The 22,725-nt window shown below is 63.0% G+C and carries 20 protein-coding genes; 9 read left to right on the top strand and 11 right to left on the bottom strand.

Going from position 1 to position 22,725, the window contains the following annotated elements; genetic code table 11:
- Positions 1-148 precede the first annotated feature (148 nt).
- Positions 149-2,014, top strand: a complete 1,866-nt coding sequence (locus GIB19_RS19685; protein ID WP_274887733.1) for an alkaline phosphatase D family protein — start codon at positions 149-151, stop codon at positions 2,012-2,014.
- A gap of 128 nt (positions 2,015-2,142) precedes the next feature.
- On the opposite strand, the gene rssC is transcribed toward GIB19_RS19685, so the two are convergent.
- Entirely contained in the window at positions 2,143-2,625 is a 483-nt protein-coding gene (gene rssC, locus GIB19_RS19680) for an anti-sigma factor antagonist RssC (protein WP_027596601.1), read from the bottom strand.
- Positions 2,622-3,806 (bottom strand): two-component system response regulator RssB, encoded by a 1,185-nt coding sequence (gene rssB, locus GIB19_RS19675; protein ID WP_027596602.1) that lies wholly within the window; start codon positions 3,804-3,806, stop codon positions 2,622-2,624. Before rssB ends, rssC begins: the two co-directional genes overlap by 4 nt.
- A 270-nt stretch (positions 3,807-4,076) precedes the next feature.
- Here rssB and GIB19_RS19670 point away from each other — a divergent pair, with 270 nt between their 5' ends.
- Complete coding sequence (locus tag GIB19_RS19670) at positions 4,077-4,376, top strand: PilZ domain-containing protein (RefSeq protein WP_099430026.1); 300 nt, start codon at positions 4,077-4,079, stop codon at positions 4,374-4,376.
- Between the two features lie 43 nt (positions 4,377-4,419).
- On the opposite strand, the gene GIB19_RS19665 is transcribed toward GIB19_RS19670, so the two are convergent.
- Complete coding sequence (locus tag GIB19_RS19665) at positions 4,420-5,127, bottom strand: MlaA family lipoprotein (protein WP_027596604.1); 708 nt, start codon at positions 5,125-5,127, stop codon at positions 4,420-4,422.
- Between the two features lie 191 nt (positions 5,128-5,318).
- On the opposite strand from GIB19_RS19665, the gene GIB19_RS19660 reads away from it, so the two are divergent.
- The gene (locus GIB19_RS19660; protein WP_265970347.1) at positions 5,319-5,882 is read left to right on the top strand and encodes a phosphonoacetaldehyde phosphonohydrolase-related protein; all 564 of its coding nucleotides are present in this window, start codon (positions 5,319-5,321) and stop codon (positions 5,880-5,882) included.
- Positions 5,883-6,004: 122 nt separating this feature from the next.
- Positions 6,005-6,268, top strand: a complete 264-nt coding sequence (locus tag GIB19_RS19655) for a DUF4404 family protein (RefSeq protein WP_274887731.1) — start codon at positions 6,005-6,007, stop codon at positions 6,266-6,268.
- Positions 6,269-6,405: 137 nt separating this feature from the next.
- Here GIB19_RS19655 and queF read toward each other — a convergent pair whose 3' ends face one another.
- Positions 6,406-7,236 (bottom strand): NADPH-dependent 7-cyano-7-deazaguanine reductase QueF, encoded by an 831-nt coding sequence (queF, locus tag GIB19_RS19650; protein ID WP_274887730.1) that lies wholly within the window; start codon positions 7,234-7,236, stop codon positions 6,406-6,408.
- 67 nt (positions 7,237-7,303) lie between these two features.
- Entirely contained in the window at positions 7,304-7,810 is a 507-nt protein-coding gene (locus GIB19_RS19645) for a cupredoxin domain-containing protein (RefSeq protein ID WP_027596607.1), read from the bottom strand.
- A gap of 162 nt (positions 7,811-7,972) precedes the next feature.
- Between GIB19_RS19645 and cinR the strand changes: the two genes are divergently transcribed.
- Both cinR and GIB19_RS19635 read left to right on the top strand, forming a co-directional pair.
- Positions 7,973-8,653: a two-component system response regulator CinR gene (gene cinR, locus GIB19_RS19640; protein ID WP_238216307.1), complete on the top strand. Its 681-nt coding sequence runs from the start codon at positions 7,973-7,975 to the stop codon at positions 8,651-8,653.
- Complete coding sequence (locus tag GIB19_RS19635) at positions 8,650-10,002, top strand: heavy metal sensor histidine kinase (RefSeq protein WP_274887729.1); 1,353 nt, start codon at positions 8,650-8,652, stop codon at positions 10,000-10,002. Before cinR ends, GIB19_RS19635 begins: the two co-directional genes overlap by 4 nt.
- Positions 10,003-10,139: 137 nt before the next feature.
- On the opposite strand, the gene GIB19_RS19630 is transcribed toward GIB19_RS19635, so the two are convergent.
- Genes GIB19_RS19630 through GIB19_RS19620 form a run of 3 tightly spaced genes read right to left on the bottom strand, consistent with a single transcriptional unit; the run spans position 10,140 to position 13,379 of the window.
- Positions 10,140-11,381 (bottom strand): lipoprotein-releasing ABC transporter permease subunit, encoded by a 1,242-nt coding sequence (locus GIB19_RS19630; protein ID WP_274887728.1) that lies wholly within the window; start codon positions 11,379-11,381, stop codon positions 10,140-10,142.
- Between the two features lie 56 nt (positions 11,382-11,437).
- Entirely contained in the window at positions 11,438-12,121 is a 684-nt protein-coding gene (gene lolD, locus GIB19_RS19625; protein ID WP_172960376.1) for a lipoprotein-releasing ABC transporter ATP-binding protein LolD, read from the bottom strand.
- A gap of 7 nt (positions 12,122-12,128) precedes the next feature.
- Positions 12,129-13,379: a lipoprotein-releasing ABC transporter permease subunit gene (locus GIB19_RS19620; protein WP_027596612.1), complete on the bottom strand. Its 1,251-nt coding sequence runs from the start codon at positions 13,377-13,379 to the stop codon at positions 12,129-12,131.
- Between the two features lie 93 nt (positions 13,380-13,472).
- On the opposite strand from GIB19_RS19620, the gene GIB19_RS19615 reads away from it, so the two are divergent.
- Together GIB19_RS19615 and GIB19_RS19610 are read left to right on the top strand one after the other, a co-directional pair.
- Positions 13,473-14,057: a PilZ domain-containing protein gene (locus tag GIB19_RS19615; protein WP_099430031.1), complete on the top strand. Its 585-nt coding sequence runs from the start codon at positions 13,473-13,475 to the stop codon at positions 14,055-14,057.
- A gap of 30 nt (positions 14,058-14,087) precedes the next feature.
- Entirely contained in the window at positions 14,088-14,804 is a 717-nt protein-coding gene (locus GIB19_RS19610) for a glycerophosphodiester phosphodiesterase (RefSeq protein ID WP_027596614.1), read from the top strand.
- 48 nt (positions 14,805-14,852) lie between these two features.
- Here the strand turns inward: GIB19_RS19610 and sthA are convergent, their stop codons facing one another.
- The 3 genes from sthA to GIB19_RS19595 form a co-directional block, all read right to left on the bottom strand.
- A complete protein-coding gene (sthA, locus tag GIB19_RS19605) occupies positions 14,853-16,247 on the bottom strand; it encodes a Si-specific NAD(P)(+) transhydrogenase (protein WP_027596615.1) in 1,395 nt (464 codons plus the stop codon).
- 201 nt (positions 16,248-16,448) lie between these two features.
- The gene (locus GIB19_RS19600) at positions 16,449-17,447 is read right to left on the bottom strand and encodes an FAD:protein FMN transferase (protein WP_274887726.1); all 999 of its coding nucleotides are present in this window, start codon (positions 17,445-17,447) and stop codon (positions 16,449-16,451) included.
- A 197-nt stretch (positions 17,448-17,644) separates the two neighbouring features.
- The gene (locus GIB19_RS19595) at positions 17,645-19,108 is read right to left on the bottom strand and encodes a glyceraldehyde-3-phosphate dehydrogenase (RefSeq protein WP_274887724.1); all 1,464 of its coding nucleotides are present in this window, start codon (positions 19,106-19,108) and stop codon (positions 17,645-17,647) included.
- A gap of 167 nt (positions 19,109-19,275) precedes the next feature.
- Between GIB19_RS19595 and mfd the strand changes: the two genes are divergently transcribed.
- Positions 19,276-22,725 (top strand): transcription-repair coupling factor, encoded by a 3,450-nt coding sequence (gene mfd / locus GIB19_RS19590; protein ID WP_099430033.1) that lies wholly within the window; start codon positions 19,276-19,278, stop codon positions 22,723-22,725.

Below are 22,725 nucleotides of genomic sequence, written 5' to 3'. Positions count from 1 at the left end.
TGTTCAGCATTTTCCGCCCGTTTTTGGTTTGGCGCTAAGCTGCGCCAGGCTTCCGAGGTATTTTGAATTCGATGGCCTATTCGCGGGCAAGCCCGCTCCCACCGGTACCGTGCTGCGTGAATGGGCTGTCTAGCCACCAGAGCTGTTGATGACCTCTTCCCTACCCCTTGTTCTCGCCGGCCCGGTACTGCGCCGCCTGGAGCCACAGCGCCTGGCCATTTGGCTTGTCGCAACGCAACCCTTGCAACCTGAATTTGCCCTTGATGGCGTAGAACACTCGGCCAAGGTCACTTGCCAGGTGATCCCGATAGGCCAGCACGCGTTTATTCATTTGCTGGATATCCACGTTGCCCAGCCGCTCCCTTGCAACCAGACGCTGGGCTACGACCTGCGCATCAATGGCCAGGGCATCGCAGACTGGGCACCCCACATGCTCTACCCCGGCGAAACGCGCCCACACTTCGTGTTGCGTGATCGCCTCGATCATTTGCTGCACGGTTCTTGCCGCAAGCCGCACCACCCCGCCGCCGACGGCCTGCTCTGCGCCGACCGTTTGCTGCAACAGTGCCAACACCCCGAACAACGCCCCGCGGTGCTGCTGATGACCGGCGACCAGGTGTATGCCGATGATGTCGCCGGGCCCATGCTGCGCGCGATCCACGTCCTGATCGAACGCCTGGGGCTGTTCGACGAACAGCTGGACGGTGCAGTCGTCGACGACAGCGCGGCGCTCTATCGCCACCCGGCCAGTTACTACCATCGCGCCGACCTGCTGCCCGCGCAGGAACGTAACGACAGCCTGCGCGAGCGCTTTTTCGGGGGTAAACGCAAGCCGATCTTCTCGTCCAGCAACGCCGACAACCACTTGGTAACCTTCGCCGAGGTCATGGCCATGTACCTGCTGGTGTGGTCACCCGAACCCTGGCGGCTGGTCAACCTGGACATGCCCACAGGCCTCACCGATGAACGCCAGGCGCGTTATCGGCAGGAGGTGCCACTGATCGAGGCCTTCGCCGACAACCTCGGCCAGGTGGCGCGGGTGATGGCACACCTGCCGTGCCTGATGATCTTCGACGACCACGACATCACCGACGACTGGAACCTCTCGGCCCAGTGGGAAGAAACCGCCTATGGCCACCCGTTCTCGCGGCGGATCATCGGCAATGCGCTGCTGGGCTACCTGCTGTGCCAGGCCTGGGGCAACGACCCGGATGGCTGCGGGCCATTGGTCGAACGCTGCCAGGCGCTGACGGGTGCGCCACTGGCCAGCCAGGCACAGGATGAACTGATCGGCGAGCTGCTGCGCTTCCAAGGCTGGCAGTTCAGCCTGCCCAGCAACCCACCCTTGCTGGTACTCGACACCCGCACCCGGCGTTGGCGCAGCGAAACCAGCTTGGCCAAGCCTTCGGGCCTGCTCGACTGGGAGGCGCTGAGCGAATTGCAGCAGGCACTGCTCGATCATCCTTCGGCGATTATCGTGTCGCCGGCACCGATCTTCGGGGTAAAGCTGATAGAAACCGTGCAAAAGGTATTCAGCTGGATGGGCTACCCGTTGCTGGTGGATGCCGAGAACTGGATGGCCCATCGGGGCGCGGCCCAGGTGATTCTGAATATCTTCCGCCACTCGCGCACGCCCGGGCATTACGTGGTGCTCTCAGGGGATGTGCATTATTCGTTCGTCTATGAAGTGCTGATTCGACACCGCCAACGCAGCCCGCACTTGTGGCAGATCACCAGCAGCGGGATCAAGAACGAATTCCCCAGGCGCTTGCTGGATGTGCTCGACCGGCTTAACCGCTGGTTGTATTCACCGCGCTCGCCGCTGAACTGGTTTACCAAGCGGCGGGAGATGGAAGTGGTGCCGCGTACGCCCAGCGGTAGCAAGGCGGGTGAGCGGTTGTGGAATGGTGCGGGGTTGGGGCAGGTGTTTTTTGATGAGCAGGGGCGGCCGGCACGGGTGTATCAGCTGGATGCCGGTGGGCGGGATGTGACGGAGTTTGTTGGGCCGGAATGAAGGATTGCCTGTGCCGGCCTCTTCGCGGGTAAACCCGCTCCCACAGGGTTACCGAAGTTCCTGATGCAGCGCTAACCCTGTGGGAGCGGGTTTACCCGCGAAGAGGCCGGTACAGGTTTAAAGCGTACTCAAGACCGCTCCAGCGCATTCACCAGGTCATGAAACGCTTCGCGGTTGGAGTCATTGAGCCCCATGAGGATCTTGTGGGCCTCCAGCACCTTGGAGCGCACCACTTCTTCGTTCTGGTCCTGCGACGGCAAGTCGGTCAGGCACTCTGGGCACGGTATTGGGCGATCGACGATGTTGAACACCTGATCGAAGCCCATGGACTGCAACAACCGGGAAATGTCCGGGTTGGTGGTGACCACAGTCGGCAGCAGCCCCACTTTCTGGCGCGACAGGATCGACAACTTGGCCAGCAGGCCCAAGGTGGTGCTGTCGATGCTCTCGGTTTCAGTCAAATCGATGACGATGGCCGAGAAGTTCAGCGCGGTGAAAATCTTCTCGATCGTCGCATCCAGCGCCGAACACAGGGTCAGGCGCACTTCACCGACGAACTTCAGTACAAAGGTACCGCTTTGCTCGGCGAACTGAATTCTACCGGTACTCATTGAAGGTTCCTGCTCAACACCAATAGGGCGATATCATCCGGCATCTCCCCAAGCGTAGCCAATCCAAATCGTTGCCGCAGCCCATCCAGGCTGCCACCCGCTGCCTTGACGATTTCTGGCAAGGCGGCTTCTTTATCTTTGAGCGTGTCACCTGGCAAAAGGTCCAGAATGCCATCGGACATCAAGCTGAGGCTGAACACCGGCGGCAGCTCCACCACCAGGTCCTGGTAACTGGCCTCGTCGAACAACCCCACCGGCAGGCCGCGGCCTTCCAGGTAGCGGGTATTGCCCGGGGTGTACAGCACCGGCAGCGGCAGGTGGCCGCCAACGGCATAGGTCAACAGCCCGGTGTCTTCATCGATCACGCCGCCCACCATGGTCACATGCTTGCCCAACTTGCAGTTGATCAGCCCGCGGTTGATGTGGCTGAGCACTTGCGAGGGCTTGAACTCACGCATCTTGCTCCCGCGCTTGAATTCGAACAACAGGCGCGTGGTCATGAACTTCAGCAACACCGTGACGAACGCCGACGAGGCGCCGTGCCCGGAGACGTCGGCGAGGTAGAAGGCAATGCGCCGATCATCCACACGGAAGTAGTCGGCAAAATCACCCGACAGGTACAGCGACGGGATGATCTGGTGCTCGAAGGCAAACTCACCGGCCACCCAGGGGCTTTCCGGGAGCATGTTCATCTGCACCTGCCGGCCGGCGGTCTGGTCTTCCTGCAACAGGTGCAGGCTGGCCTCCAGCTCGCGGTTGGCGGCTTCGAGCTTGTCGCGGTAGCGCTGGTTTTCCAGCACCAGGCGCGAACGGTCGAGGGCTCGGCGCACCGAGTGCTCGAGCACGGCAAGGTCTTCCAGCGGCTTGATCAGGTAGTCGGCGGCGCCCAGGCGCAAGGCCTCGACCGCATCGCTCATCACGCCGGCACCCGACACCACGATCACCGGCAGCTGCGGCGCGCGCTCGCTGATCTGGCGGATCAGTTCGAGCCCGCCCATCTGCGGCATGCGCAGATCGCAGATCACGAGGTCGGGCTGGTGTTCTTCGAAGACCTGAAGCCCCTGCTGGCCATTACCGGCCTGGAGGACGCTGAAACCACTGTCTTCAAGATAGGCGGCGAGGCTCGCACGGACCACGTCGTCGTCATCGATGATCAGCAGCGTTGCACTGGTTTTCTGCATGTGGGCGAACGGCGCCGATTTAGGTTGGTGCAGCGGTGTCGGCAAGGCTGACGGCCAGCTACGGGAATACTCTGTGGTAACACTCTACTTGAGTTGTAGGACAAGAAGACCCGCCCGGCAACTGTCAGAGGTACCCTGTAAGGCGCAGACGGTACTCCCATCCGCCAGGCGTTTCAAGCGTGCAAGGGTCGACCTCGCTGCTCTTTACAGGGCAAATCACCGAGAGTTATAAGAAAGGCGACCCGCGCAACCTAAAGGGAAGGATGCAGCATGCCTCAGACACCCTCCAGCCACAGCGAAAAACGCGATTTCATCCGCATGCGCATCGACACCGACATCAGCCTGTTGCACCAAGGCCAGGTGATTGCAGCGGTGTGCCTGGACCTGTCCAGCGGGGGCATGCAAGTGCAGGCGCCGCAGCGTTTTCAGGTAGGAGATACGCTTGAGGTGAGGATCGATTCCGATCACAAGGCGCTGAAAGGCCTGCATGCCAGCACCGAGGTGGTGTGGATCGCCGACCAGCCCGACGGGCAGCAGAAATTCGGCCTGCGCATCCTGGCGATGCATTGACGCTGGGGCTGCTTGGCAGCCCCGTGGCTTAAATCAGAAACAATCAGAAATCATCTTCGACTTCGCCGTCCTTTACCTTGAACTCGCGGTTCTGCAGGTAGGCGTTGCGAATGAAGATGTACTTGTCACCCTGCATCAGCTTCTCAGCCGACAACAGGCTGGCACGGGTATCGACGACGTCAACCGCGAGGCTCGTGTTACGCGTCGGTACGTGGTTGATGTAGCGGTAGGGTTCGGTGTAGCTGTCCGGGTACTTGGCTAGGCCGTCACGCACGGTGCTTGGGCCCAGCAACGGGATAACCACGTAAGGGCCACTGCCCACGCCCCAGTAACCCAAGGTCTGGCCGAAATCTTCGTCGTTGCGCTGCAGGCCCATCTTGGTGCCGACGTCGAAGAAGCCACCCAGGCCAAAGGTGGTGTTGACGATCAGCCGCGCCGTGTCCACGCCCGCCGCATGCGGTTTGAGCTGCAGAATGTCGTTGGCCAGGTTGGTGACATCGCCCAGGTTGCGGAAGATGTTATGGATGCCATCTTCGAGGAACTGCGGCGTCACTGCCTGGTAGCCCTTGGCCAATGGCTTGAGGGCATAGGTGTCGACCGTATCGTTGAACCTGAAGATCGGGCGGTTGACCGCCTCCCAAGGGTCTTCCTCGGTGGCCGCTTGGGTGGCCGCCACGGGCGCCAGCAACAAGCTGGCGCAGACACAGGCCTGGGTGACTCGTTCGATCACACCGGCACCGATCCTACGCATAGATGTCTCTCCATCGAATTTCTTGGCCGCAGCCGCACCGGGCGTGCTGCTGATAAGGCGCAAGTATAAGGGCTTGCGGGCTGATCACCAGCATTACACATTTTTGCTCAAGATTTTGTGAACGTATGTTGCCTCGTCATCGGCTGGTAACAATAGCGGCCTAGCCTGCGGACTATTTCAGGGAAGTTGCCATGCACGATGCGTCCGCCTTCACTGCTGTGCTGTTTGGCCTGCGTGGCTGCCTGGTCCAGGGTGCTAACGGCAACCCCCTGCCCGCGCCCGGCGCCCTGGCAACGCTCACCAGCCTGCGCCAGCGCCAGGTGCCCTGCATCTGGCTGGACGACCTGACTGCCACACAGGGCAAACGCCTGGCCACTGTGCTGCCCGACTGGCTGCCGGGGCACGCGGTCAACGGCGTGCGCTGGCCCGCGCCAAACGCCTGCTGGCAGGCGCTGATGGCACTGGAAAGCGCGCGCCTGGATGGCTGCGTACTGGTTAGCGGTGACCCTGCGCTGCTGCAATCGGGCCTAAACGCCGGCTTGTGGACCGTGGGCCTGGCGGCCTGCAGCCCGCACTGCGACCTCAGCTCCCGGCATTGGCAAGCCATGAGCCAACAGGAACAAGACCTGGCCCGTGGCAAGGCCACCCTCGCGCTGTTCAGCCTGGGCGTACACTCGGTGATCGATCACCTCGAAGCCCTGGACACCTGCCTGCAGGACATCGCCCAGCGTCGGCGCAAGGGCGAAAAACCCTGATACAGCACCTTTGACGCGGATCATGCAAAGCGGCTGCGAGTGGATTACATTGAAAGCAGGCCAGAACCTTTGCCGCTTCGCTGAGGTCCATGGCTTGCCAAGCCATTGATGGAGAAAAGCCAATGCCTGCCCGCGAATTGCAAGAGCGACTGAACAGCTTGCGCGAGCAACTGGACCGTAACGTGCCGCTTTCGGAAGAGGAGCTGGCAGCGCTGCATGAGGAAGCCAGACAAATTGAAGCGCAGCTGAAGCTTGAGGAAGCCACACCTGACAACAATCTGGTAGACGGGGTCAATCTGGCGATCGATCGTTTTGAGCTCGACCACCCAGATTTAGCCGCTACCCTGCGCAATATTTTCAACTCATTGCACAGCATGGGTATCTGAATAGCTGGGGGCGCTTCGCACCCCTTTCGCGGGCAAGCCCGCTCCTACAGGACAGCGCGGTCTAAGGACTGCGCTAAAGCCTGTGGGAGCGGGCTTGCCCGCGAATGGGGCGCGAAGCGCCCCCAATGGCGATAATTTTACTGCCGAACCAACCGCCCATTCACTGGGCTGATCGCCCCCATGCTGCGGTACGGGTTGATATCCAGCCCACCCCGGCGCACATACCGTGCATACACCGTCAAATGCTCCGGCTGCAGCAGGTTCTTCAAGTCCAGGTAAATCCGCTCCACGCACTGCTCATGGAAGTCGGCATGCTGCCGGAAGCTGATCAGGTAAGTCAGCAGGCTGGCAGGGTCCAGCGCCCTGCCCTTGTACTCGACCACCACGCTGCCCCAATCCGGCTGGCCGGTAACCGGGCAGTTGGACTTGAGCAAATGGCTGTGCAGGGTCTCTTCAACCACACGCTGCGCATCGCAACGCAGCAACTCCGGCTGCGGCTGCTCATAGTTGCTGGTGGCCACATCCAGCGCATCGATGCACTGCCCCGGCAATGCCACAACGCCCTGAGCCTCCACCTCGGCCAACGTGCGAACCTTGACGCCGACCGGCTTGCCAGCCGCCGCAGACAAGTCCTTCTCCAGGCAGGCCTGCAGCTCGCCAATCGAGGCAAAAACCGTTTGGTTCAGCGAGTTCAGGTACAACTTGAACGACTTGGACTCGATGATATTCGGCGAGTCTGCAGGAATGGCGAACTCGCCGATCGCCACCACCGGCTTGCCCGACGGCAGCAGCCACGACAGCTCGAAGCAGTTCCAATAATCCACGCCCTGCCACGGCAGGGTCTGGGCAGTAACGCCCAGCTCGGCCCACTTGGCGGTACGCGGGATCGGGAACAGCAGCTCAGGGGAGTAGGTAGCGATGTATTCGCTGGACTTGCCCAGCGGGGAGTGTTCGGCGGCGGGATGCATGGAAACTGACCTGAAGGTTCGAAATGCCCCTAGTCTACCGTTTTTGCGCCCCGCCTTGGGCCTGATGTCACTCGATGGTCAATGGCCCGACCATCCCCGCCTGGTAATGCCCAGGTACGTTGCAGGCAAACTCGATGGGTGCCGACTTGCGGAACGTCCAAGTCAGTTCGGCACGCTGGCCAGGCGGTACCAGCACGGTGTTGCCCCCGCCGTGGCCGTGGCCTTCGCCGTGGTTCATCTGGCCGTGGTCCATGCCTTCATGGTTCATGCCTGCGGTGAACAGCTTGCCTTGCATCGCAATCATTTCTTTCTGGTGCTCGGCATGCATGGCCTTGTCGCCCAGGTTGAATTCGTGGGGCAGCTTGCCCTCATTGATCAGCACGAAGCGCACTGTCTCGCCCGCCTTGACCTCCAGGCTTTTCGGTTCGAAGGCAATGTCCTTGAGCACCACCTCGACCGTACGGGTGGCCTTGCCAGCCGGGGCAGGCTCGCCAAAGGCGAAACTGTCAGCACTGCCCGCAAACGTGGGCAGGCTTGCCACGGCAAGGGCGGCGGCGATGAACAGGCGTTTCATGATGACTCCAAAATACACAACGTGATGAGAACACCTTAATCAGGTGGGGCTGGCGGCTACCTGACGGGAAGATTACAACTTTGTCAGTTTGGGCGAGCGCCGACATCGTCACGTATCATTTCCCGGTAGACGCTGCGCCCCCTCCAGAACTGTGGACACTGCATGAAACTGTTGATCGTTGAAGACCAGGCCCGCACCGGCCAGTACCTGAGCCAGGGCCTCAGCGAGGCAGGCTTCGCCACCGAACTGGCGGCCGATGGCGAAACAGGCCAACACCTGGCACTGACCGGCGACCATGACTTGCTGATCCTCGACGTGATGCTGCCAGGCCGCGACGGCTGGCAGATTTTGCACGCAGTGCGCCAGGCCGGCCTGGACACCCCCGTGCTGTTCCTGACCGCCCGCGATGCGGTAGAAGACCGTGTGCACGGCCTGGAGCTGGGCGCCGACGATTACCTGGTCAAGCCGTTTGCCTTTTCCGAACTGCTGGCCCGTGTACGCAGCCTGCTGCGCCGTGGCGCCAGCCCGAGCCAGGACACCACCTTGAGCCTGGCCGACCTGCGCCTGGACCTGATCCGCCGCCGCGCCGAGCGCGCCGGCCAGCGCATCGACCTGACCGCCAAAGAGTTCGCCCTGCTCGAATTACTGCTGCGGCGCCAGGGCGAGGTGCTGCCCAAATCGCTGATTGCCTCGCAGGTCTGGGACATGAATTTCGACAGTGACACCAACGTCATCGAAGTGGCCATCCGCCGCCTGCGCCTGAAAATCGACGACCCGCACACCAGCAAGCTGATCCACACCGTGCGGGGCATGGGCTATGTGCTGGAGGAGCGTCAGGATTGATGCGCCGACTTTCCCTCGGCAGCCGCCTGGCGCTGCTGTTCGCGGCCTGCACCGCTGCCGTTTCGCTGGGGGCTGGCGTGCTGTTCAGCCGTGCCAGCGAGCAGCACTTCATCGAACTCGACCAACAGTTGCTGGAATCTCGCCTGTCGCTGTTTCGCACGCAGCTGGCCGGCGTCGTCGGGCCCGCCGAACTGGGCGCCCGCCTCCCCGCCCTGCGCGATGAACTCAGCCACCAGGCCGACTTGGCCCTGCGCATCAGCGGCCATGACGGTAGGCCGTGGTTCGACAGCCGCACGCAATTGCCCGACACCACGCCACCCTCTGGGCTTGCCACTCTGCACACCGACGGCGCCGACTACCGCAGCCTGGCCATGCCCCTGAACCCGGCCGACCCGCAGTCTGCGCAGCTGACCCTGTACCTCGACATCACCCACCATCAGCACTTCCTGCAGGGCATGCAGCGCCTGATCTGGCTAACGGTCGGCCTCTCGGCCCTGGCCACCGCCTTGCTCGGTGCCTGGGCCGTACGCCGGGGGCTGAGGCCGCTGCGGCAGATGGGCCAGGTTGCGGCCAGCGTGTCGGCCCGCTCGCTGACCACCCGCCTGCCAGTGGCGCAGATGCCGGAAGAGCTGGCCGAACTGGCCACCACCGTGAACGCCATGCTGCAGCGCCTGGACGATGCCTTCCAGCGCTTGTCGGCATTCTCCGCCGACATCGCCCACGAACTGCGCACACCACTGTCCAACCTACTGACCCACACCCAGGTCACCCTCACCCGCCCGCGCAGCCTTGAGGAGTACCGCGAGGCCTTGCATGGCAACCTGGAGGAGCTGCAGTGGATGGCGCAGATGATCAACGACATGCTGTACCTGGCCAAGGCCGACCATGGCCTGCTGGTGCCTGGCCAAGCAACGCTGGCACTGCATGAAGATGTCGATGCATTGCTGGAGTACTACGCGCCGCTGGCCGAGGACCGCGACGTGACGCTGCTGCGCGAAGGCCAGCTGCTGTTGCAGGGGGACCGCCCCATGCTGCGCCGCGCATTGTCGAACCTGCTCGACAATGCCTTGCGCTTCACCCCACCCGGTGGGCAGGTACGCGTGACGCTGGAGCCTGGGTTACGGGTTTGCGTGGCCAATACCGGGGCGGCAATCGCACCGGCTGTATTGCCCCGCTTGTTTGACCGGTTCTACCGGGTGGACCCGGCGCGGCGCGAAGGCAGCACGGAGCACGCCGGGTTAGGGCTGGCGATCACCCGGTCGATCGTGCAGGCACATGGTGGGCGTATTCGGGCAGAGTGCGAGGGTGGCTGGACGCGGTTTGTGATCGAGTTACCTGGCAATCAATAGAACTGCAGCTCCTGCATCGGCGTGTAGGAGCAGCCTTGTGCTGCGAAGAGGCCGGTGCAGGCTGCAGCAATCTGCTTTGCCTGCACCGGCCTCTTCGCAGCACGAGGCTGCTCCTACAATGAACGCGAATCAGCGTTTCAAACCGCCAGGCCAATCGCCGGCTGCACCTGGGATGCCCGATACGCCGGGTAAATGGTCGCCAAGAAGCTCATCACCAACCCCGCCGCACAGATGATCACCACATCGCCCCACTGCAGTTCCGACGGCAGGCTGCTGATGAAGTACACGTCCGACGTGAAGATATGCTGGCCGCTGACCCGCTCCAGCCAGCCAACGATCTGGCTGACGTTGAACGCGGCAATCACCCCCAGCACACCGCCGATCAAGGTCCCGACAATACCGATCAAGCTGCCCTGGACCATGAACGTACCCATGATCTGCGCAGGCGTGGCACCCAGGGTGCGCAGGATGGCGATATCCGGCCCTTTGTCGTTCACCACCATCACCAGCGTGGCAATGATGTTGAACGCCGCCACTGCGATGATCATCATCAGCAGCAGGCCGATCATGGTCTTTTCCATCTTCATGGCGCTGAACAAGCTGCCCTGGGTGTGCGACCAGTCATCGGCACGGTAGGCATCGCCCAGGCCGGACGCGATGGCTTTGGACACCTGCGGCGCCGCATACAGGTCATGCAGCTTGAGCCGCACGCCTTGTACCTGGCCCGGCGCCCAACGCTGCATTTCGCCCGCATCGGCGACGTGAATGTACGCCTGCGAGCCATCCAGCTCTGCGCCGACTTTGAAGATACCGACCACGGTCAGGCGCTGCATGCGCGGGGTGATGCCACCCGGCGCCTTGCTGATTTCCGGCACGATCAGGGTCAGCTTGTCGCCCGTGTTCAAGCGAAAACGCCGCGCGCTCAGTTCACCGAGCACCACGCCAAACTCACCTGGCTTAAGGTCCTGCAGGCGGCCCTGGACAATATGCTGGCCGACAATGGAAACCTTGCCTTCCTCTGCCGGGTCGATGCCGCTGACCTGGATCGGCTGCATCGCGCCCTTGTAAGAGAGCATGCCTTCCATTTCGGTGATTGGCGCCGCGGCCATCACCGCCGGGTCCTTCAGCGCGGCATCGGCGACGGTGCGCCAGTCATCCAGCGGCTGCACGCCAAGGATACTGGCATGGGGCACCAGGCCGAGGATGCGCGAGCTCATCTCGCGCTGGAAGCCGTTCATTACCGACAGCACCACGATCATCGCCAGCACGCCCAGCGACAGGCCGATCATCGAGGTCATCGAGATGAACGAGATGAAATGGTTGCGGCGCTTGGCACGGGTGTAGCGAGCACCAATGAACAAGGGCAAGGGTCTGAACATGTAAAACACCCAATGAAAGAGTTGCGGGGCGGCTCAGGCCACCCCGTGCAAGCGGCTCAGATCGCCACCAGGTGACCGTCGTCGAGTTTCAACACACGGTCCATCTGGCGCGCCAGGTTGAGGTCGTGGGTCACCACCAGGAACGCGGTACGCGAAGCGCTAGACAGCTCCTGCATCAGTTCCTGGATGCCCTGGGCGGTATGGTGGTCGAGGTTGCCGGTCGGCTCGTCGAGCATCACCAGGCCCGGGCGGTTGACCAAGGCGCGGGCGATCGCCACACGCTGGCGCTCACCGCCGGACAACTCAGCAGGCTTGTGGTGCAGGCGGTGGCCAAGGCCGACGCGCTTGAGCAGGGCCTCGGCGCGCTCACGCGCCTCAGGGATGGCGGTGCGGCCGATCAACAGCGGCATGCACACGTTCTCCATGGCGGTGAACTCAGGCAGCAGGTGGTGGAACTGGTAGACGAAACCCAGTGCCCGGTTGCGCAACAGGCCACGCGCGCGCTCACCCAGGGCCGACAGCTCCTCGCCCGCCAGCCAGACACTGCCCTGGGTAGGCGTGTCGAGGCCGCCAAGCAGGTTGAGCAAGGTGCTCTTGCCAGAGCCCGAGCTGCCGACGATGGCCACGCGTTCACCCGGGTGCAGCTCCAGCTGCAAGCCAGACAGCACCTGCACCGACTCCGGGCCCTCGTCGTAGGACTTGCCCAGGTTGCGGCAACTCAGAACGGCTTTATCACTCATGCGCGACTCACTCATAACGTAGCGCCTCTGCAGGCTGGGTGCGGGCCGCACGCCAGGCCGGATACAGGGTGGCGAAGAAACTCAGGACCAGTGCCGCGGCACAGACCATGTACACGTCATTGGCCATGATCTGCGACGGCAGGTAATCAATGAAATACACGTCGGCGTTGAGGAACTTGTGCCCGATCAGCTTCTCGATGCCGGCAATCGCCGCACTCACGTTGAGCGCGGCAAGAATGCCGACGCCGGCGCCGATCAAGGTGCCAATCACCCCGATCACCGTACCTTGCACCATGAAGATGGCCATGATCTGCCCAGGCGTGGCGCCGAGGGTGCGCAGGATCGCGATGTCGCCGCGCTTGTCATTAACCACCATCACCAGGGTAGAAATGATGTTGAACGCCGCCACCGCCACGATCAGCAGCAACAGCAGGCCGATCATGGCCTTTTCCATGCGGATCGCCTGGTAAAGGTTGCCATGGGTGCGGGTCCAGTCACGGCTGTAGAACTCCTGCTCGCCCAGCTGCTGGGCGATAGACCAGGCCACGCGCGGCGCCTGGAACAGGTCGTCGAACTTCAGCCGCAGGCCTTGCACCTGGTTCGGTTTCCAGCGGTGCAGGCGGGACAGGTCGCTGATGTTGGTCAGGCCCAGGTAACCGTCGATTTCGCCGGCGCCCACGTGGAAGGTACCAACCACGGTAAAGCGCTTCATGCGCGGGAACATGCCGGCCGGGGTCACGCTGACCTCGGGGGCGACGAAGGTCAGCTTGTCGCCGATGGCCACACCCAGCTTGGCGGCAGCCTTGTCGCCGATCATGATGCCCCACTCGCCCGGTGCCAACTGGTCGAGACGGCCTTGCTGGACGAAGTTGTCGATGATCGACACCTCGCGCTCGCGGGCCGGGTCGATGCCATTGAGCAGCACCTTCTGCACCTTGCCTTCATGGGTCAGCAGGCCCTGCATCTGGGTGAAGGGCGCTACCGCCACCACCTGCGGATTCTGCTTTACTTGTTGGGCAAGCGCAGGCCAGTCGTCAAGCGGCTGGCCGCTCTCGAGCGTGGCATGGGGAATCATGCCGAGCACGCGGGTACGCATCTCGTGGTCGAAACCGTTCATGACCGAGAGCACCACGATCATGACCACCACGCCCAGGGCGAGGCCGATCATCGAGGTCAGGGAAATGAACGAGACGAAGTGATTGCGACGTTTGGCACGGGTATAACGCGTGCCGATGAATGCGAAAAGAGGTCTGAACATGTCGGGGCTTGTTCGGATGAAAGGGAACGTCCTTGTGGCGGGGCGCTTACGGCGGCTTTACACTCGGACCACCGCCGCTACCATGGGTTCGCCATGACGACATTAGACGAAGAAGATCGCCGCGAATACTACCGCATCGCAGATCGGATCGCACTTCAAATCAACCCCTTGAGCGCGGCTGAAGCCCTTGACCCAGAAGTGTTGCAGGATGATTCGCCGCTGTTCAACCTGCTCAGCGAGCTGCACCTGTCCGACTTCGAAGCCCAGCACCTGCTGCGCCAGCTGAGTGACAAGGACCGCACTCTGGCGGCGTTTTTGCGCGCGCAAAGCAAACGCCTCGACCTGCTCAGCGCCGTGGTCGCGCAAACCCTCATCGGTGAGGTCGGCCAGCCGCAGGCAGTGGTCATCTCCGAAGGCGGCATCGAGTTCACCCAAGCCCAGGCCATCGCCCCCGACACCCGCGTGAAGGTGAAGATGGTGCTGATGCCCCGCGCCCACGGCCTACTGCTGCGCGGCAAGGTCACCCACTGCGACCCACGCCCTGACGGCGGCTTTGAGGTCGGCACCGAATTCATCGACATGACCGACGCCCAGCGCCAACTGCTGGCCCGATACATCCTGCAGCGCCAGCAACAACAACGGCGCCAGCAGCTGGAGCAGAATGACCCTGCCTCCTGAGCCTCTTCCCCTTGAATTGAAGGAACGAACGTGACCCTGATCTACGGCCATCGCGGCGCCAAGGGCGAAGCGCCCGAGAACACCCTGAACAGCTTCCGCCAGTGCCTGTCCCACGGCGTCAATCGCTGTGAACTGGACCTGCACCTGTCGGCCGACAACGAACTGATGGTGATCCACGACTCGACGCTCAAGCGCACCACCGGCCGACGCGGCAAGGTGGTCGAGCACCCGGCAGCCGACCTGGTCACCTACGACGCACGCAAAGGCGGCCCAGGCCATGTGCAGCCCTGCCCTATCCCGAAACTGGAAGAACTCTTCGAAAAATGCGCCTTCGAGCATTGGCAGCTGGAGGTCAAGAGTGCCTCGCGCACCCGCGCCGCCACCACGGTGCTGGCCATTCGTGAACTGGCCCAGCAGTACGGCCTGCTGGACAAGGTCACCATCACCTCGAGCTCACGCGACGTGCTAGGCGCCGCACAAGAGCTGGTACCCGACGTGTCTCGCGGGCTGGTGGCCGAATACGCCTGGCTCGACCCACTGAAGGTCGCGCAAAACTACGGCTGCGAGTTGCTGGCCTTGAACTGGACACTGTGCACCCCAGAGCGCCTGCTCAAAGCCCAGGGCCAGGGGTTGCATGTGTCGGTGTGGACAGTCAACGAACCGGCACTGATGCGCCGGCTCGCTGATTTTGGCGTGGACAGCCTGATTACAGACTTTCCCGGTTTGGCCAAGACCACCCTCGGGTAGGGCTGAAATCGGTATCCCCGACCGGCTCAGGCCACCGGTCGGAGCCGCTTAAAAAAGCCGGTTCAGGCCGTCGTAGGCAGCTACCCGATAGGCTTCGGCCATGGTCGGGTAGTTGAACGTGGTGTTGACGAAGTACTTCAGGTTATTCAGCTCGCCCGGCTGGTTCATGATCGCCTGGCCGATGTGGACGATTTCCGAAGCCTGGTAGCCGAAGCAGTGCACGCCGAGGATTTCCAGGGTTTCGCGGTGGAACAGGATCTTCAGCATGCCCTGTGGCTCGCCGGCGATCTGCGCGCGGGCCATGCCCTTGAAGAAGGCCTTGCCCACTTCGTACGGCACTTTGGCCTGGGTCAGTTCCTGCTCGTTCTTGCCGATCGAGCTGATCTCCGGAATGGTGTAGATACCGGTCGGCACGTCATTGACGAAGCGCCAGCTGCCATTGTCGACGATGCTGCCCGCTGCCGAACGGCCCTGGTCATGGGCGGCACTGGCCAGGCTCGGCCAGCCGATCACGTCACCGGCACCGTAGATGTTCGACACGGTGGTGCGGTAGGCCTCGTCGACCTCGATCTGGCCGCGGCTATTGACCTTGATGCCGATGTTTTCCAGGCCCAGCTTGTCGGTGTTGCCGGTACGGCCGTTGCACCACAGCAAGGCGTCGGCCTTGATCTTCTTGCCCGACTTCAGGTGCAGGATCACACCGTTGTCCAAGCCTTCGACCCGGTCGTACTCCTCGTTGTGGCGCACGGTGATGTTGTTGTTGCTGAAGTGGTAGCTCAGCGCCTGGGAAATTTCCGAATCCAGGAAGCTCAGCAACTGGCCACGGTTATCGACCAGCTCGACCAGCACACCCAGGCCGCTGAAGATCGAGGCGTATTCGCAACCGATCACGCCGGCGCCGTAAACGATCAGTTTGCGCGGGGTGTGGCTGAGGCTGAGGATGGTGTCGCTGTCATAGACGCGCGGGTGGTGGAAGTCGATGTCGGCCGGGCGATACGGGCGCGAGCCGGTGGCGATGATGATCTGCTTGGCGTTGAGCTTTTCGACCACACCGTTGGGGCAGACCACTTCGATGGTCTGCTCGTCGGCGAAGCTGCCGGTGCCGAAGAACAGGTCGACACGGTTGCGAGCGTAGTAGCCGGTGCGCGAAGCGACCTGCTTGGCAATGACCTTTTCGGCGCTCTTGAGCACGTCCGGGAAGGAGAACCAGCGCGGCTCGCCGATGGCGCGGAACATCGGGTTGGTGTTGAACTGCATGATCTGCCGCACCGAGTGACGCAGTGCCTTGGACGGGATGGTGCCCAAGTGGGTGCAGTTGCCGCCGACCTGGCGACGGCTGTCGACCATCGCCACCTTGCGCCCTGCTTTGGCGGCGTTCATTGCCGCGCCTTCTCCGGCCGGGCCGGAACCCAGCACCACTACGTCGTAGTTGTAGACAGCCATGCGTACTCCTTCAGAACTGGCCCGCGAGTCACGGTGGCTCGCGGGGCGCGATCATGTCGCCGGGGCGCCATGAGAAAATTCGGTTGCAGTCTAATCAAGCGTGAACGCCGCGCACATTAACCCTTGGTCGCGTCGTAGGCCAATTTTGCCTGCACTACATGTGGTTCACCGATTCCCTGGCGATCATCCATCCTTGCGCTTTCACTCGCCTTTCATTGCCCGCGCAAACGCTGGGGTCGCTCGGGAGACGAAGCCACCCTCGGCCCGAGTCACCAATACGGCGGCAAGGTTATGGCTGACGGCGAAATCCCAGCCGCGCTCGGGGCCGAGAATCAGCAGCAGGGTCGAGAACCCGTCAGCCTTCAGCGCCGAGGCGTCGAGCACAGTGGCCGCAGCCAGGTCGTGCGCGACCGGGCGCCCGAGACGGGCATCGAAGGTGTGCGAATAGCGCCGGCCATTCTGCTCGAAATAGTGGCGATAGTCACCCGAGGTCGATACCGAAAGGCCATCCACCGGGATGACTTGGCGGGCGATCTGGCGGTCTTCACGGGGCAGCTCGAGGGCGATGCGCCACGGGCTGCCATCGGGTTTGCGGCCAACCGCCTTGAGCTCGCCGGTGGCTTCGGCGATGAAACTGCTGATGCCCATGGCCTGCAGGCGCTGAGCGATCAGGTCGACGGCGTGGCCGGCGGCGATGCTGTTGAAATCCAGCTCCACCGGGGCATCCTTGCACAATGCCTGGCCTTCGATGCGCAGGTGCTGGTAGCCCACGCGCAGGCGGGCCTGGGCCAGGGCTCGCGGGTCGGGCACCTGCTCGTGGCGGGCCTGAGGGCCGAAGCCCCAGAGGTCGAGTAGCGGCTCGACAGTGAGGTCGAAGGCGCCGGCACTTTGCGCCGCCAACTGCTGGCCGAAGCGGACCAGGTCGAGCATGTCTGATGGCAAAGCAAGGCATTGATTGGCCGGCAGCTGGTTGAACTGGCTGACAGTGGAATCGCTGCGGTAGGTGGAATAGTGCTGGTCGATACCCTGGAGGATGGCTTCGACTTCAGCCTGCACCTGGGCTGGGGCCGGGCCACCGGGGGCGCGGACGTACTGGATGCTGTAGCTGCTGCCCATGGTCGGGCCGCCCAGGCGTTCCAGGGTCGGGCCCTGATTGCAGGCGGTGAGGAGCATCAGGATGAACAGGAGGGCTGTGCGCAAATTCGGGCTCTCGGTCGCCGATACTGGCCTCTTCGCGGGTAAACCCGCTCCCACAAGGTATTGCACCGCCCTCAAGGACGCAGGCGAACCTGTGGGAGCGGGTTTACCCGCGAAGAGGCCAGTAGAGACAACATAAATGCTAGGCAAAAAAAACGGGAACCCGAAGGTTCCCGTTTTTTCATTGCCTTACAAGCGAATCAGCGTGGAAACGCTGGCGGGTTCACACCGGCCATGTCTTCCATCACACGAACCACCTGGCAGCTGTAACCGAATTCGTTGTCGTACCAAACGTACAGCACAACGCGGTTGTCGTTGGCGATGGTCGCCTCTGCGTCAACCACACCGGCGTGGCGCGAGCCGACGAAGTCGGTCGAAACCACTTCCTGCGAGCTGACGAAGTCGATCTGCTTGTGCAGCTCCGAGTGCATGGCCGTCTGGCGCAGGTACTCGTTGATCTCTTCGCGGGTGGTGGGCTTTTCCAGGTTCAGGTTCAGGATAGCCATCGAGACGTTCGGCGTCGGTACGCGAATCGCGTTGCCGGTCAGCTTGCCCTTCAGCACGGGCAGTGCCTTGGCGGCTGCAGTGGCGGCACCGGTCTCGGTGATAACCATGTTCAGCGGCGCGGCACGGCCACGGCGGCTGCCCTTGTGGAAGTTGTCGATCAGGTTCTGGTCGTTGGTGAACGAGTGAACGGTTTCGACGTGGCCGTTGACGATGCCGTACTTGTCGTTGACAGCCTTCAGCACTGGCACGATGGCGTTGGTGGTGCAGGAAGCAGCCGAGATGATCTTGTCATCGGCGGTGATTTCACCGTGGTTGATGCCGTGCACGATGTTCTTCAGCGCGCCCTTGCCAGGTGCGGTGAGGATCACGCGGGCAGCGCCCGGGCAGGCCAGGTGCTGGCCCAGGCCGTCGGCGTCACGCCATACACCGGTGTTATCGACGATCAGCGCGTTGTCGATGCCGTACTGGGTGTAGTCGACTTCGCTCGGGTTCTTGGCGTAGATAACCTGGATCAGGTTGCCATTGGCGGTGATGGTGTTGTTGGCTTCGTCGATGGTGATGGTGCCATCGAACGGGCCGTGCACCGAGTCACGGCGCAGCAGGCTGGCACGCTTGACCAGGTCGTTCTCGGCGCCTTTGCGCACGACGATGGCACGCAGGCGCAGGCCGTCGCCACCACCGGTCTTCTCGATCAGGATGCGCGCCAGCAAGCGGCCGATGCGGCCGAAACCGTACAGGACGACGTCGGTGCCTTTACGGGCCGAAGCGTTCTGTTGGCCAACTACGTCAGCCAGCTCTTCACGCACGAACTGCTCGGCGCTGCGGCCGTTGCCTTCCTGCTTGAACTTGTTGGCCAGCTTGCCCAGGTCAACCGAAGCGGCGCCCAGTTTCAGCTCGCTCATGGCCTTGAGCAGAGGGAACGTCTCGTGGACAGACAGTTCGGTCTCGTCGGTCTGACGATGACGCGCAAAGCGGTGGGCTTTGAGGATCGAGATAACCGAACGGTTGATCAGGCTGCGGCCATAAATCGAGCTCACCACGTTGTTGTTGCGGTAGAGCTGACCGATAAGCGGGATCATCGCTTCAGCCAATGCTTCACGATCAATCCACTCACCAAGACACTGGTCGGGCTTCTGAGTCACGGGAACCTTCCACATGTAGGGACAGAAAAAAGGGGCTACATTATGACGCCCCAACGCGGAACGGGCAATGAGCGCCTGTCGCGGCAGCCAGAGCCAGTGTTCATGGCCTTTGGAGCCTGACAGCAGGCACCGGCACCGGTACAATCGGTGTCTTTGCCGCAACGCTTGGAGTGCAATCTCCCGTGTCAGTTCTGCGCCTACCGCAACTGTCGGCCACGGCCGGCAAACAAACCTGGGGCAACCTGCCCGGTGCCGCCCTCAGCCTTGCCATTGCCGAAGCCGCCAGCAGCGCTGGCCGCTTTACCCTGCTGCTGACCGCCGACAGCCAGGCCGCCGACCGTCTGGAACAGGAGCTGCGCTTCTTTGCCCCAGACCTGCCGGTGCTGCCCTTCCCCGACTGGGAAACCCTGCCCTACGACCTGTTCTCGCCGCACCAGGACATCATCTCCCAGCGCATTGCCAGCCTGTACCGGCTGCCGGAGCTGAGCCACGGCATTCTCGTCGTGCCGATCACCACCGCCCTGCACCGCCTGGCGCCGACCCGCTTCCTGCTGGGCAGCAGCCTGGTGCTGGACATCGGCCAGACCATCGACGTCGAGCAAATGCGCACGCGCCTCGAAGCCAGCGGCTACCGCTGCGTCGACACCGTTTATGAACATGGCGAATTCGCCGTGCGCGGCGCGCTGATCGACCTGTACCCCATGGGCAGCAAGCTGCCCTACCGCATCGACTTGTTCGATGACGAAATCGAGACGCTGCGCACCTTCGACCCCGAGACCCAGCGCTCGATCGACAAGGTCGACTCGGTGCGCCTGCTGCCGGCGCGCGAATTTCCGATGCAAAAAGAGGAAGTGACCCGCTTCAAGGCGCGCTTCCGCGAACGCTTTGACGTCGACTTCCGCCGCAGCGCGATCTTCCAGGACCTGGCCAGCGGCATCATTCCCGCCGGCATCGAGTACTACCTGCCGCTGTTCTTCGAAGACACCTCGACGCTGTTCGACTACCTGCCCAGCGACACCCAGGTGTTTTCCCTGCCGGGCGTCGAGCAGGCCGCCGAGCACTTCTGGAACGACGTGCGCGGGCGCTACGAAGACCGCCGTGGCGACCTGAGCCGCCCGCTGCTGCCGCCTGCCGAGCTGTTCCTGCCGGTGGAAGACTGTTTCGCCCGGCTCAAGCAATGGCCGCGGGTGGTCGTCAGCGCCGAAGACGTCGAGGCTGGCGCCGGCCGTGAACGCTTCCCGGCACGCGCCCTGCCCGAACTTGCCATCGAGGCCAAGGCCAACCAGCCACTGGCGGCGCTGTCCAGCTTCCTTGACCAGTTCCCTGGCCGCGTACTGTTTACCGCCGAGTCTGCGGGCCGTCGCGAAGTGCTGCTGGAACTGCTCGAACGCCTGAAACTGCGCCCGCACACCGTCGAAGGCTGGACCGACTTCATCACCGGCTCCGAGCGGCTGGCGATCACCATTGCCCCGCTTGACGAAGGCCTGGTGCTGGACGACCCGGCCCTGGCCCTGATCGCCGAGAGCCCGCTGTTCGGCCAGCGCGTGATGCAGCGCCGGCGGCGCGACAAGCGCGGCGAGACCGCCAACGATGCGGTGATCAAGAACCTCACCGAACTGCGCGAAGGCGCACCGGTGGTGCACATCGACCATGGTGTGGGCCGCTACCTGGGCCTGGCTACCCTGGAAATCGACGGCCAGGCCGCCGAGTTCCTCACCCTGGAATACGCCGAGGGCGCCAAGCTGTACGTGCCGGTGGCCAACCTGCACCTGATCGCCCGCTACACCGGCAGCGATGACGCCCTGGCGCCGCTGCACCGGCTCGGCTCGGAGGCCTGGCAGAAGGCCAAGCGTAAGGCCGCCGAACAAGTGCGCGATGTCGCCGCCGAACTGCTCGACATCTATGCCCGCCGCGCCGCGCGCAAGGGCTATGCCTTTGCCGACCCTGCTGCCGACTACGCCACCTTCAGTGCCGGGTTCCCCTTCGAAGAAACCCCCGACCAGCAGAACGCCATCGAAGCCGTGCGCGCCGACATGCTGGCGGCCAAGCCGATGGACCGCCTGGTGTGCGGCGACGTGGGCTTCGGCAAGACCGAAGTGGCCATGCGCGCGGCCTTCATCGCCGTGCACAGCGGCCGCCAGGTGGCGGTGCTGGTGCCCACTACCCTGCTGGCCCAACAGCACTACAACAGCTTCCGCGACCGCTTCGCCGACTGGCCGGTAACCGTCGAAGTGATGAGCCGTTTCAAATCGGCCAAGGAAGTCGCCAGCGCGGCGGCGGACCTGGCCGAGGGCAAAATCGACATCCTCATCGGCACCCACAAGCTGCTGCAGGACGATGTGCGCTTCAAGGACCTGGGCCTGGTAGTGATCGACGAAGAGCACCGCTTTGGCGTACGCCAGAAGGAACAGCTCAAAGCCCTGCGCAGCGAGGTAGACATTCTCACCCTGACCGCCACGCCGATTCCGCGCACCCTGAACATGGCCGTGGCCGGCATGCGCGACCTGTCGATCATCGCCACACCGCCCGCCCGACGCCTGTCGGTGCGCACCTTCGTCATGGAACACAACAACAGCACGGTCAAAGAAGCCCTGCTGCGTGAACTGCTGCGCGGTGGCCAGGTGTATTACCTGCACAACGACGTGAAAACCATCGAGAAGTGTGCTGCAGACCTTGCCGAACTGGTCCCGGAAGCGCGTATCGGCATCGGCCACGGCCAGATGCGCGAGCGCGAGCTGGAACAGGTGATGAGCGACTTCTACCACAAGCGCTTCAATGTGCTGATCGCCTCGACCATCATCGAGACCGGCATCGACGTGCCAAGCGCCAACACCATTGTCATCGAGCGCGCCGACAAGTTCGGCCTTGCCCAGTTGCACCAACTGCGTGGCCGGGTCGGCCGCAGCCACCACCAGGCCTACGCCTACCTGCTGACGCCAGCGCGACAAAAGGTCAGCAGCGACGCCGAGAAGCGCCTGGAAGCCATCGCCAACACCCAGGACTTGGGGGCAGGCTTCGTGCTGGCCACCAACGACCTGGAAATCCGCGGCGCTGGTGAACTGCTGGGCGAAGGCCAAAGCGGGCAGATCCAGGCGGTCGGTTTCACCCTCTACATGGAAATGCTCGAACGGGCGGTCAAGGCCATCCGCAAGGGTGCCCAGCCAAACCTCGAACAGCCACTGGGTGGCGGCCCGGAGATCAACCTGCGCCTGCCGGCCCTGATCCCCGAGGGCTACCTGCCCGATGTGCATGCACGCCTGATCCTTTACAAGCGCATCGCCTCGGCCGCCGACGAAGAAGGCCTCAAGGACTTGCAAGTCGAGATGATCGACCGCTTCGGCCTGCTGCCGGAGCCAACCAAAAACTTGATGCGCCTGACCTCGCTCAAGCTGCAGGCGGAAAAGCTCGGCATCAAGAAAGTCGATGCTGGCCCCAACGGCGGCAAGCTTGAGTTCGAGGCCGAGACACCGGTCGACCCGCTGACCCTGATCAAGCTGATCCAGGGCCAGCCCAAACGCTACAAGTTCGAAGGCGCCACCCAGTTCCGCTTCCTGGTACCGATGGAACGCCCCGACGAACGTTTCAACACCCTTGAGGCGCTGTTCGAGCGCCTGACCCCACAGTCTGCCTAA

It is taken from the genome of Pseudomonas sp. ITEM 17296 (assembly GCF_028895205.1).
Classification (GTDB): domain Bacteria; phylum Pseudomonadota; class Gammaproteobacteria; order Pseudomonadales; family Pseudomonadaceae; genus Aquipseudomonas; species Aquipseudomonas kermanshahensis.
Note: the sequence above shows the minus strand (reverse complement) of the source record. Positions and strands in the feature narration are given on the sequence as shown.